Raw genomic sequence first — 12,172 nt, 5'->3', positions numbered from 1 at the left:
GCCGATGCTAGGCGCATCATTCGGCCACGGCTATCGGGCCGCCCCCCAGTGTCGCCCATCGGGCACAGTGGTGAGCACGGGGGCGGTCCGAGGGGCCGTATACCCAGCAAAGTTCGGTACCATATACCCACTAGGGGTATAAGTCGGCTCACTGCCCACCAGGAGGATCCGATGACGGACGTGACCGACGCCACCGATGTCGAAAATGTCACTGACGCCGGTGTTCACGGGTACCACAAGCAGAAGGACGAACACCTCAAGCGCCTGCGCCGCATCGAGGGCCAGATCCGCGGCCTGCAGCGCATGGTCGACGAGGACGTCTACTGCATCGACATACTCACTCAGGTCTCCGCCTCCACCAAGGCCCTGCAGTCCTTCGCGCTGCAGTTGCTGGAGGAGCACCTGCGCCACTGCGTTGCCGACGCGGCCCTCAAGGGCGGTGACGAGATCGACGCGAAGGTCAAGGAGGCGACCCAGGCGATCGCCCGCATGCTGCGGACGTGAGCCGGTTACCTCCTGGAACCGGCTACCGCCTGGAAGCCGAGGCGCTACGTTCCTCGGCCACCTTCAGCACCTCGTCGATGCTCTCCAGGCTGAGCCGCTCCTCGTGGGCGGCCGAGGCCGCGATGATCAGCTCTCCGCACAGCTCGATCTCGGCGAGGGCCACGTGGTCCTGAACTGCCGTACCGCCGACCGGAGCCACGTGCATCACCTCGTCTCTGCCGTTACCGACTTCCTAGAGTAGGGAGCGGCCTACACACCGCGCATGGCACGGACGGGCTAGTTCACGCCGGTCAGTTCTCGGCGATCTTGCCCGCGTAGATGTCGTCGTCGTCCGGCAACCGTACGCGCACCGAAGCCCCGAAATCGTAGAGCAGCGTGGTCGAGGCGACGGCGACGGGTCTCTTCTGCTGCCCGCCCGCGAAGCTGAACCGGTGCCGGACCTTGCGGACGCGGCCCTCGTCGTCGAGGTAGGCGTCGAACGGCACCTCGGCCGTGGCGAACCCTTTCGCCGCAGCGGCCAGGGCCCCTTTGTTGCCACCGGAGGCCCGCTTCGCGGCATCGACGAGATCCGCCGTCCCCCGGTAGTGCCGCACCCCGGTGCCCGCGACCTCGGTCCTGCCCACGTATGTCGCCGACCGCGTCCCGCGCAGCACCTCGGCCGCCGCGAACGGATCGGTGGCCCCGCCCGTGACGAGGTTCCCGTCGGACAGGGTCCGCGTGTCCACCCGCACCCACTTGTCCGGCGGCACACCGGCGCCCCGGTTCTTCATGAACAACGCCCCGGGCGCGAGCAGTTCGGTGATGGGCCGATGCTCCAGGGCCCCCGCGGGATCCTGCGGCAGCAGCACTTTCAGCCGCCCCATCCGCTTCCGGTAGTCGTAGACCCCGGTGCCCCGGATGGTCACCCGGGTCCCGCCGGCCGCCATCTCCATCGACGTACGGGCCTTCGAACTCCCCGCCTCCACCAGCCGGTCGGCGGCCCGGTGCAGCACGACGACCGGGTCCCCGCCGCGGGAGTCCCCGGCGGCCGCGTCACCGCCCGAACACCCGCCGGCCCCCAGCCCCACCCCGGCCACGATCCCGGCCGCGACGACCGCCGCACCCGTCCGCCTGTGCCATCGTTCCCGCTGCCGCCCAGTCATCGCCTGCCTACCCCCAGCCGGTACGTCCGTCACGGGCCCCCTCGTTGTTTCCTGATAACGACGGGTATGTGCCCCCCGTCACGCGAGCACGCGGCCGCCGCCATGCGAACCCTTTACCTGGGATGGGTAACGTGGTCCGCGTGGCGCAGCAGGACGGGCCGGAACACCTCACGAGCACAACGGAGAAGGGCCGCTTCTGCATGGCCCACTGCACCTGCGGCTGGCGAGGCCCGGCGAGAAGAGCGAGAAGCCAGGCGCGCACGGACGCGGAGAAGCACGCGGCGGGCTGACAAGGCCGAACACCATGGAACCCCCACCCCCACGGCCCCGTCTCCCACGACGGAACCACCGGGAGGCCCCATGGAACGGCGTACATTCCTCGCAGCCGGCACGGCAGGCATAGCCGCGGCCGCAGCCCCTTTCACCACCGCCTGCACGAAGTCGGACACGGGCACCGGGGCCAGAGCCACCGCCAGGACCGCGGCCACCGGCACGAAGTCGAACGTCACCGCCGCCAACTGGTCCGCCCTCGCCCGCGACCTCGACGGCCCCCTCGTCCGCCCGGGCGACACCGCCTGGACCACGGCCCGGCAGCTCTACAACACCCGTTTCGACACCCTCAAGCCCGCCGCGGTCGCGTACGTGGACCACCCGGACGACATCCGCACGGCCCTGTCCTACGCCCACGCCCAGGGCCTGCGCGTGGCGATCCGCAACGGCGGCCACTCCTACGCCGGCTGGTCCTCCGGCAACGGCCGCCTGATCATCGACGTCTCGAAACTCAACCGCGTCCGGTCCTCCGGCAGCACCGCGGTGGTCGGCGCCGGCGCCAAACTCATCGACGTCTACCGTGCCCTCACCGCGAAGGGCGTCACGATCCCCGCCGGCTCCTGCCCCACCGTCGGCGTCTCCGGCCTCACCCTCGGCGGCGGACACGGCGTGGTCTCCCGCGCGTACGGCCTGACCTGCGACAGCCTCACCCAGGCGACGCTGATCACCGCGGACGGCAAGCAGCTCACCGCCAACGCCCGCGAGAACAAGGACCTCTTCTGGGCCCTGCGCGGAGCCGGCAACGGCAACTTCGGCGTCGTGACGGAACTGCACTTCAAGACCCACCCGGCCCCGCAGGGCGTCTCGGCGTACCTGTCCTGGCCCTCGTCGAAGGCGGCCGCGGTGGTGAAGGCCTGGCAGGAGTGGGGCCCGTCACAGCCGGACGAGATCTGGTCGTCCCTCCACCTGGCGAGCGCAGCCGGCGGCAGGCCGACCGTCTCCGTCGCGGCCTTCTCCCTCGGCACCTACGGCGAGCTCAAGAACGCGGTCGACCGCCTCGCCGACCGCGTCGGCGCCCCGGCGAGCAGCGTCTCCCTGAAGCGGCGCTCCTACGAGGAGTCGATGGAGGTGTACGCCGGCTGCTCCTCGTTCCCGACGGACGCCCAGTGCCATCTCCCCGGCTCGACCCCGGGCCGTTCCCCGAAGGGCGCGCTGGGCCGCGAGACGTACGCCGCGGCGTCGGACTTCTTCGACCGCTCCCTCTCCGCGGCCGGCATCCGCACGCTGCTGTCCCAGATCAGCTCGGTACGCGGCGGCACGGGCAGCATCGCGCTCACCGCGCTGGGCGGAGCGGTCAACCGCGTCTCCCCGACGTCCACGGCCTTCGTCCACCGCCGTTCGCGCATGCTGGCCCAGTACATCGCCGCCTGGCGCCCGGCCACGACGGGCGCCACGGCCCGCGACTGGCTGGCCTCGGCCCACAAGTCCATGCGCCCCCACGCCTCAGGCGCGGCCTACCAGAACTACACGGACCCGACCCTGCCGAACTGGCGCAAGGCGTACTACGGAGAAGCGGCAACCCGCCTGACCAAACTGAAGAACGAGTACGACCCGAACCACTTCTTCACGTACCCACAAGCACTCTGACCCAGCTGCGGGCACCGTCCCGCTTAGCTGCGGGCATGCGTGCCGCTAGGGGCGGCACGGGTGGGCGCAGCGGCACCCCGCCACGCCGGGCTGCGCACCGACCCGCCCTCAGCAGAAACGCCGGTCACTACGCAGCAAGGTCCCGCTCAGAAGCCTGCTCCCGCCGAGCCCCGGGAATCACCGCACCCTCCCCGTCACCGGCCCCGCGCCCGCGGCCCCGCACAAGCCACCCCACCCGCGCCGACCGCTCAACCGCCCGCACCACCGGCGTCAGCAACGCCATGGCCACCGGCGACAACAGCAACGCCACAGCCGTACCCAGCGCGAACCCGCCCACGACGTCCGTCGGATAGTGCACACCCATGTAGACACGGATGAACCCGCCGAACACCGCCAGCACCAACGCGACGAGCCCGAACTTCCGGTGGGCGACGAACAGCCCCACCGCCATCGCCATGACGATCGTCGCGTGGTCGCTCACGAACGAGTAGTCGGTCTTGCCGGAGACGAGCACCTCGAGCCCCTGATGGTCGAGGAACGGCCGCGGCCGTTCCACGAACCCCCGTATCGGGACGTTCACCAGCACGGCGATCCCCGCCGCCAGCGGCGCCCAGACCAGCGCCGCGACAGAGGACGCCGCGTCCTCGTCCCCCCGGCGTCGCACGGTCCACCAGCACCAGACCACGAGCAGGACGATGGCGAGCAGCAGCCCGTATTCGCCCACGAACTCCATGACCCGGTCGAACCACCCCGGCGCGTCCTTGGCCAGGCCATTGATGTCGTAGAGCAGGTCGACGTCAGGGTTCGACCCGGATTCGGCGAGTCCAGCCATGGTGCTGCGGGCCCCTTCGTCGTCTCTCGGGCGCACCTGTGCGTGCGCCGCTCCTGCCACCCCCGTGGTTGTAGATCCGCTTCCGCACTGACGTCCGCTCGGCTACGTCATCAGGAACGCATGGTCCCCGTTGATACGTTCCACACTCCACCGAATGATCACGCAGACGTTATCGAAGAGAGATACGTCTTCGCAGCTCAGGGGGTGGGTTCACGCTCGGCTCACACCGTCGTGGGCAGTGCTTTCGCGCCATCTTCGGTGACTCGGGTGGCTCCGAAGTAGTCGGGGGTGTCGATCGGGTCGAACCGGATCACAGCACCCGTACGCGGCGCGTCGATCATGTACCCGCCTCCGACATAAATACCGACATGCCGGATGGCCCGTGAATTGGTGGGGTCGTCCGAGAAGAACACGAGGTCGCCGGGGAGCAGTTCGTCCCGGCTCGGGTGCGGTCCCGCGTTGTACTGGTCGTTGGCGACGCGCGGGAGCTTGATGCCCACGGTCTCGTAGGCGGCCTGCGTCAGCCCCGAGCAGTCGAAGCGTCCACCCTGCTCAGCGGTACCGGTGCCGCCCCACAGATAGGGCGTGCCGAGCTTCTTCTGCGCGTACTCGATCGCGCCGGCGGCCTGCTCGGAGGGGTCGACCCGCCCGACGGGCGCCGCGAAGCTCTCCGAGAGCGTCGTGATCCGCTTCACGTAGTTCCGGGTCTCGCTGTACGGCGGCACGCCCCCGTACTTGATCACCGCGTACGCCCCGGCGTTGTACGCGGCCAGCATGTTTTCGGTCTGGTTTCCGCCAACCTTCTTCACGTACGAGGCGAGTTCGCAGTCGTACGACGCGGCAGAGGGAATCGCGTCCTTGGGGTCCCACACATCCCGGTCCCCGTCCTTGTCCCCGTCGATGCCGTGCGAGGCCCAGGTGCCGGGGATGAACTGCGCTATCCCCTGCGCGGCGGCATGGCTCTGGGCCCTCGGGTTGAACCCGCTCTCCTGGTAGAGCTGGGCGGCGAGCAGGGCCGGGCTGATGGCGGGACAGAGGTTGCCCCACTTCTGCACCAGGTCCGAGTACGCGGCGGGCACGGCCCCCTTGGCCAGCGCCTTCGCCCCACCGCCCACGCCGTTGGCCAGGTTCCCGGCGACGATGTAGACCCCTACGACGAGCAGCATCACGAAGGCCAGGGCGGAGCTGATCGCAACACTCGCCACGATCCATGCCTTACGCACCGTCAACCGCCCCTCACCGCACGCGAGTCCGTCGCCTGGTCAGTGTAGAGGGGGCTGCCGCACTCAGGAATGATCACGAAGAGGAGAGTCGGGGGCGGAAGGAAGAACCGGCCACGGCACGGGCGGCACGGCGGAAGCACGCCCGGAGGGACCGGCGCACGGGGTCGTCACAGGAGCGGGTGACCCACCCCTCTTACGCCGGTTCCCCCACGGCCAGCGGGAACAGCGTGCCCGTCAGCTCCTCCGACACCCGCCACAGCCGACGAGCCGTCTGCGGGTCGCTGGCCGCGCGGGAGCGGCCCACCAGGGTCGGGGCGCCGCGCATCTCGCCCAGGCCGTCGGGGCCGACGTAGCTCGCGCCGGGCAGGTCCTGGGTGGCGGCGTAGAGGGTGGGGAGGGCACCCGCCCGGTCGTCCTGCGCGAGGAACCTGTTGCCGAGGCGCATGAAGGCGCGCGCCGCCGGACTGGCCGCGTGACTCTGGAGGTTGGTGGCCGAGTAGCCGGGGTGGGCGGCCAGGGCGCGGACGGTGGAGCCCGACTCCGCCAGCCGGCGCTGGAGTTCCAGGGTGAACAGGAGGTTCGCCAGCTTGGACTGGGCGTAGGCGCGCTGCGGCGTGTAGTTCGCCGTCAGGTCCAGGTCATCGAAGCCGATCCGCGCGCCACCCCAGCGATGGGCGCCCGAGGAGACCGTGACGACGCGGTCGGTGATGTGCGGCAGCAGCAGGTTGGTCAGGGCGAAGTGACCGAGATGGTTCGTGCCGAACTGCATCTCGAAGCCGTCCTTGGTGTGCTGCCTGGGGAGCATCATCACGCCGGCGTTGTTGATCAGCGCGTGCAGCGGCTCCCGCCAGGCCTCGGCGAACTCCCGCACGGAGGAGAGGTCCGCCAGGTCCAGGCGGCGCACCTCGGTGCTGCCGTGCACGGTCGCCGCCGCGGCCCGCCCCCGCTCCGGATCCCGCACGGCGAGGACGACGTGCGCCCCCGCCCGGGCCAGCGCGTCGGTCGCGGTGAGACCGATGCCGCTGTTGGCGCCGGTGACGACGACGGTCCGGCCGGTGAGGTCGGGCAGGCGGCGCGCGTTCCATGTCTCGTTGCTCTTCGTGTTCTGCTCAGCCATGCTCTCGAATGTAGGCGCCGCCAACAATGCTGTCAATGACTACAATGATGACGGCATCAACATCGGGATACGATGGTGCGCATGCCCGAGAGCCGCCCCTACCATCACGGAGACCTGCGCTCCGCCCTGCTCGCCGGCGCCGAGCGCACCCTGCGGGAGAAGGGGGCCGGCGCGCTCTCGCTGCGCGAACTGGCCCGCGAGGCCGGCGTCAGCCACGCCGCACCCGGCCGCCACTTCAAGGACAAGCAGGCCCTGCTCAACGCCCTGGCGCTCGCCGGATACGACCGGCTGGGCCAGGCCCTGGACGGCGCCGACGACGCCACCCTCCCGCTGGAACAGCGGCTCACCGCCCTCGCCCGGAGCTATCTCGCCTTCGCGATCGACAACGCGGAGCTGCTGGAGCTCATGTACGCCCGCAAGCACGAGCCGGACGCCTCGGAGCAGATGGCCGCGGCCGTCGACCGGACGGTGGGCTCCCTGGAGCGGGTCATCGCCGACGCACAGGAGCGCGGCGAGATCATCGCGGGCGACCCACAGCACCTCACCCTGCTGACCGGCGCCACCCTCCAGGGCATCGCCTCCTTCGCGGCGGGCGGCATGCTCGCCCCCGAGGCGGCCCTGGACGGCATCGAGGAACTCGTCCACCTCCTCCTGCACGGCCTCAAGCCCCGCTGAACCGGGCCCCTCGGGTCGAGCCGCACCCACGAGGGACTCGGCGCCTTCACCGGCGGCCCCCTCCCACCCCGTGACGGACCGTCACCGAAGGACGCCGCCTGGGGCCGTGGAGCCCCCGAGGCCGGCAGGAGAGGAATGGGCCGCGACATCCCAGCCGCGGCCCGTTCGCCGCGTTCGGTAGCCTTCACCCGGAGAACACGGGCGCGACCTTCACCCGACCGACCGTCAAAAACGGTCTGTAAAGGTGACACAGGCCGTAAAAAGGCACAACGACGGAACCTCACGACAGGTTTCGCTCAGGCCTCATTGCCCGTCGTGACCTGCCGTGATACACAGAGTGACCATACGATCCTTCGCGCACCGTCCGTCGCCTCCCCTAGGGGCCGGCACGGAACGGTGGCAAGGTATTCGTACGAAACCCGCCAATCAATGACGCCAAGTCGACATCCGACAGCGTCATTGTCGGCGAGAATGAGGCCTGACCTCTGCACGACCGCAGAGGGTACGGAACTACCCAACAGGGGCGGTGACTTACATGCTCTTTGCGGCCGACAAGGGAGACATCAACACGATCATCGGCGGGATCGCTCCGGACTGGGGCCCCTTCGGCAGCCTGGGCAACGAGGCCAAGGTGATGATCGAGGTCGTGATGGCGGTCGCCATCCTGCTCTGCCTCGGCATCGCCATCTGGGGCGCGGCCAAGCAGCGCATCGGTGCCACTGCCCTCCGGGACACCTTCAGCGCGGAACAGGGCAAAGGCCTCATCATCGCCGGCCTCACAGGAGTCTTCATCATCGGCTCCCTCGGCACGCTGTTCACCATCGTGTACGGCATGGCCGTGTAGCCCGGGCACTGTCCGCCCGGCCGGGCACGCCCGGCTCCTCTCCATCCCACCCGCCCGTCGTGCCCACCGGCTGAGGTTGCGTTTCCCTGATGTCGAGTCACCACACCGCGCCCGCGCGGGAACCAGCACGGCTACCGTCGTACGAGGAGTATGAGAAGTACGACCGGTACCAAGTGTTTCCGCACGACGTCGAGGGGGCGTACGCGGCATGAGTCTCGGTGACGAGAACGAGGCCTCGGGCGGCTACGGCGGCACGGGCCAGACCCGCACCCGCCTGCCCGACTCCGACCCCGACGCCTACGGCACCCCCCGCCGCACCCCCCGCTCCTCGTCCCGCAGCCTGGTCACGGTGGTCGGCGTAGTGGTCCTCCTCCTCGCGGCAATCGCCTTCGCGAACCGCGGGGGCGGCGATGCCGACAAGAACGACTCGACCGCGAATAAGCCGGAGACAGCGGCTACGGCGCCCTCGGGCCAACGCCCCGTCCAGTCCAAGTCGGGCGGCATCCCGTCGGGCTTCGCACAGAACCAGGAGGGGGCGGAGAGCGCGGCGGCCAACTACGCCGTGGTGCTGGTCTCGGCCGACATCCTCAAGCCCGTGCGGCGCACCGAGATCGTCCGCCAGGTGTTCGACACCGGCCGTGTCTCCGAACTGGAGAGAAACCTCGACCAGGTGTACGACAAGGCGTTCCTCGACAAGGTCGGCCTGGACGAGAACGGCGAGGCGCCGAAGGGCAGCACGTATGTCTCCCGCACCATGCCGGTCGGCACCAGGACCACCGAATACTCGGGCAGCGCCGCCACCGTCGAGGTCTGGTGCACGGGCGTGTTCGGGATGACGGGGGAGAGCTCGCAGAACCCGGTCACCAACGACTGGTTCACCATGACCCTGCGGTTGCGCTGGACCGACGGCGACTGGAAGGTCGACAGCTTCTCCCAGAAGGAAGGCCCCGCGCCGGTCAACGGCGACAACAAGGTGTCGACGTCGGACGACATCTCGAAGGCCGTCGAGGAGTTCGGAGGGTTCACGTATGCCCGGTAGCCCGCGCCGCGCAGTCAAGCTCGCCGCCACCCTCACAGCCGTACAGACCACCGTGGTCCTGCTCGCCACCCGAGCGGTCGCGGCGCCCACGCCTTCGCCCACGCCCAGCGACGACAACTGCTCCCTGCTCTCCGGCAGGGCCAGAGAGATCTGCGAAGGCGACACCGGCAGCGGCAGCGGCGGAGGCGGCACCTCCCGCCTCGACCCCACCTCCACCCTCGACCCCCTCTCCTCCCTGGCCAAGGGCTGCGCCGAAGCCGCCTCCTGGACCGTCGACAAGCTCAGCGTCGCCGTGAAGGAGACGGCCAACGTCGACTTCACCAACCCCAAGTTCCTCCAGCAGTACGCCGTCGTCTTCGCCGCCTCGACGGTCCTCACGCTCCTGCTCTGGCTCATGGCCGTGGCCAAGCGAGCCGTCCGCGGCGTCCCCCTCAGCACCGCCATCGGCGAAGCCATCGGCTTCCTCTGGCTGACCGTGCTGGCCTCCGCCTTCACCCCCCTGATCCTCTACACCGTCGTATCGGCCACGGACGGCATCACCGAGGTCCTCGCGAAAGCCACCGGCGACCAGACCGACGCCTTCTTCGGCACGTTCTCCGAGGCCCTCAAGAAGGGCGAGGACATCGGCGGCGGCCCGATCATGCTGATCGTCGTCTCCCTGGTCAGCATCCTCGCCGCCGGCGTCCTCTGGCTGGAGCTCGTCATCCGCGCCGCCCTGCTCTACGTCGGCGCCCTCCTCGGCACCGTCGTCTACGCCGGCCTCGTCGACAAGAACCTGTGGGGCCACGTCCGCCGCTGGGCGGGCATCATGATCGCGGTGATCCTGATCAAGCCCGTCATCGTCATCGTGCTCGGCCTCGCCGGCGCGCTCTCCGCCGACGACGGCCCGGACGCCTTCTCCGCCGTCGTCTCCGGCCTCGCCATCATCCTGCTCGCCATCTTCGCCAGCGCGATGATCTACCGCTTCGTCCCCGGCTTCGGCGACGAGATCGCCGGCTCCCGCAACAACCGCCTCATGCAGGGCGCCGAGGGCAAGGCCGCCGCGGTCATCAGCTCCCCGGCGACCCTGGTCGCGCAGGGCATCAAGACCCACAGCTCCCGCGCGGACAACAAGGGCGGCTCAGGCGGCCAGTCCTCCGCTCCCCGCCCCTCGAACCCCGCCTCCGGCGGTGTCGCCGCGCACAGCTCGCGCCCCTCGAACGGCGGCGGCGGATCCGTCCCCTCCGCCGCGCCCGCACCCCGCTCGAGCAGCCCCGTCAACACCCCCCACGCCAGCAACACCCGCAACAGCAGCAGCAACCGCACGGGAGGTGAAGGGCGTTGACGACCGAGTCCCACGTGTCCCATCCGGTCACGCCCCGCCGTACATATCTGATCGGCCGCGCCCGGCCGAACGCGATCATCGGCCGCAACCGCGAGACCGGCGAGATCGCCCTGATCGTCGTGGGCGCGTTCCTCGGCATGATGTGCGGACTCCTCGTCCCCGTGCTGTCCCTGCGCATCGTGCTGCTGGCCGGGTTCCCGATGCTGGCGCTGGCCGCGGTGTACGTGCCGTTCAAGCACCGCACCTTCTACAAGTGGTTCGAGATCAACCGCAGCTACAAGCGGACCCTCAAGCAGGGCACCACCTACCGCTCGACGGCCGTCGAGGCCGGCACGCGACTGGACGGCCGTGAGGTCGAGGTCGGACCGCCCCCGGGCATCGGCCGCGTCACCTGGCTGGCCGCCCCCTTCGGGCCCGACGAGATCGCCGTACTGCTGCACGCCGACCGCAAGACCGTCACCGCCGCCATCGAGATCGAGGGCCCCGGCGTCGGCCTGCGCGACTCCGAGGACCAGGAAGCCCTGGTCGACCGCTTCGGCACACTGCTCAAGCACGTGGCCAACGGCGACGGCTTCGTCACCCGCCTGCAGATGCTCGCCCGCACCCTCCCCGCCGACCCGGACGCGCACGCCAAGGACGTCTCCGTGCGCGGCGACGAGAAGTCACCGCCGTGGCTGCGGCAGTCGTACGACCAGCTCCAGTCGATGGTGTCGACCAGCAGCGAGCAGCACCGCGCCTACCTCGTCGCCTGCATGCACTACACGCGCGAGCTCGCCGCCGAGGCCAACGCCATGGCCCGCGCCGCCCGCGGCCACGGCCGCAAGGTCGACCGGGACGCCGGACTCGCCGTCGTCATGGCCCGCGAGCTGACCGACATCTGCTCGCGCCTGCAGGAGGCCGACATCCGCGTACGGCAGCCGCTCGGCCAGGGCCGGCTGTCCTCGCTGATCCACTCCATGTACGACCCGGACCACCCGATCGACCACATCCAGGCGATGTCGAAACGCAATGCCTGGCCGGCCGAACTGGACGCCATGGAGCCCACGTACCTCCAGGCCAAGACCCGGGAGTCCAGCACCCGCGCCCCCTGGTGCCACGCCACCGCCTGGGTGAAGGAGTGGCCGATGACCCCCGTCGGCGTCAACTTCCTCGCCCCGCTCCTCGTCCACACCCCGGACGTCATCCGCACGGTCGCCGTCACGATGGACCTCGAACCCACCGAGGTCGCCATCGAGCGCATGCTCACCGAGAAGACCAACGACGAGGCCGAGGCGTCCCGCGCCGCCAAGATGAACCGCACCGTCGACCCGCGCGACGTCGCCGCGAACTCCCGGCTCGACCAGCGCGGCGAGGACCTCGCCAGCGGCGCGGCCGGCGTCAACCTCGTCGGCTACATCACCGTCTCCTCGCGCACCCCCGACGCCCTCGCCCGCGACAAACGAACGATAAGGGCCTCGGCAGGCAAGTCGTACCTGAAGCTGGAATGGTGCGACCGCGAGCACCACCGCGCCTTCGTGAACACCCTTCCCTTCGCCACCGGCATTCGGAGGTAGGA

The 12,172-nt window shown here is 70.0% G+C and carries 12 protein-coding genes; 7 read left to right on the top strand and 5 right to left on the bottom strand.

All coding sequences use genetic code 11. The annotated features are described in order from the left end of the window. The first annotated feature begins 171 nt into the window (after positions 1-171). On the top strand, positions 172-504 hold the full coding sequence (locus tag OG542_RS21600; RefSeq protein WP_261680954.1) for a metal-sensitive transcriptional regulator: 333 nt from the start codon (positions 172-174) through the stop codon (positions 502-504). A gap of 22 nt (positions 505-526) precedes the next feature. Here the strand turns inward: OG542_RS21600 and OG542_RS21595 are convergent, their stop codons facing one another. Together OG542_RS21595 and OG542_RS21590 are read right to left on the bottom strand one after the other, a co-directional pair. Continuing rightward, complete coding sequence (locus OG542_RS21595; protein WP_311126467.1) at positions 527-709, bottom strand: hypothetical protein; 183 nt, start codon at positions 707-709, stop codon at positions 527-529. An 85-nt stretch (positions 710-794) separates the two neighbouring features. Then, positions 795-1,646 (bottom strand): hypothetical protein, encoded by an 852-nt coding sequence (locus tag OG542_RS21590; protein WP_328413071.1) that lies wholly within the window; start codon positions 1,644-1,646, stop codon positions 795-797. Positions 1,647-2,006: 360 nt separating this feature from the next. On the opposite strand from OG542_RS21590, the gene OG542_RS21585 reads away from it, so the two are divergent. Beyond that, the gene (locus OG542_RS21585; RefSeq protein ID WP_328413069.1) at positions 2,007-3,563 is read left to right on the top strand and encodes an FAD-binding oxidoreductase; all 1,557 of its coding nucleotides are present in this window, start codon (positions 2,007-2,009) and stop codon (positions 3,561-3,563) included. A gap of 127 nt (positions 3,564-3,690) precedes the next feature. Here OG542_RS21585 and OG542_RS21580 read toward each other — a convergent pair whose 3' ends face one another. From OG542_RS21580 to OG542_RS21570, 3 genes are all read right to left on the bottom strand, one after another. Next, positions 3,691-4,395 (bottom strand): phosphatase PAP2 family protein, encoded by a 705-nt coding sequence (locus OG542_RS21580; RefSeq protein ID WP_328413067.1) that lies wholly within the window; start codon positions 4,393-4,395, stop codon positions 3,691-3,693. 221 nt (positions 4,396-4,616) lie between these two features. Next, positions 4,617-5,624 carry a bifunctional lytic transglycosylase/C40 family peptidase gene (locus OG542_RS21575; RefSeq protein WP_311126470.1) on the bottom strand — a complete coding sequence of 336 codons (1,008 nt, stop codon included), beginning with the start codon at positions 5,622-5,624 and terminating at the stop codon, positions 4,617-4,619. Between the two features lie 187 nt (positions 5,625-5,811). Next, on the bottom strand, positions 5,812-6,735 hold the full coding sequence (locus OG542_RS21570) for an oxidoreductase (RefSeq protein WP_328413065.1): 924 nt from the start codon (positions 6,733-6,735) through the stop codon (positions 5,812-5,814). 72 nt (positions 6,736-6,807) lie between these two features. Here OG542_RS21570 and OG542_RS21565 point away from each other — a divergent pair, with 72 nt between their 5' ends. From OG542_RS21565 to OG542_RS21545, 5 genes are all read left to right on the top strand, one after another. After that, a complete protein-coding gene (locus OG542_RS21565) occupies positions 6,808-7,410 on the top strand; it encodes a TetR/AcrR family transcriptional regulator (protein WP_184599268.1) in 603 nt (200 codons plus the stop codon). 535 nt (positions 7,411-7,945) lie between these two features. Continuing rightward, positions 7,946-8,254, top strand: a complete 309-nt coding sequence (locus OG542_RS21560; protein ID WP_003991275.1) for a hypothetical protein — start codon at positions 7,946-7,948, stop codon at positions 8,252-8,254. Positions 8,255-8,462: 208 nt separating this feature from the next. Further along, positions 8,463-9,293: a hypothetical protein gene (locus OG542_RS21555; RefSeq protein WP_328413062.1), complete on the top strand. Its 831-nt coding sequence runs from the start codon at positions 8,463-8,465 to the stop codon at positions 9,291-9,293. After that, positions 9,283-10,617: a hypothetical protein gene (locus tag OG542_RS21550; RefSeq protein WP_328413060.1), complete on the top strand. Its 1,335-nt coding sequence runs from the start codon at positions 9,283-9,285 to the stop codon at positions 10,615-10,617. Before OG542_RS21555 ends, OG542_RS21550 begins: the two co-directional genes overlap by 11 nt. Continuing rightward, positions 10,614-12,170, top strand: coding sequence for an SCO6880 family protein (locus OG542_RS21545; protein ID WP_193479600.1), 1,557 nt, complete (start codon positions 10,614-10,616; stop codon positions 12,168-12,170). The genes OG542_RS21550 and OG542_RS21545 overlap by 4 nt, the downstream gene beginning before the upstream one ends. Positions 12,171-12,172 lie beyond the last annotated feature (2 nt).

This window comes from Streptomyces violaceus, from assembly GCF_036014075.1.
Taxonomy (GTDB): Bacteria; Actinomycetota; Actinomycetes; order Streptomycetales; family Streptomycetaceae; genus Streptomyces; species Streptomyces violaceus.
Note: the sequence above shows the minus strand (reverse complement) of the source record. Positions and strands in the feature narration are given on the sequence as shown.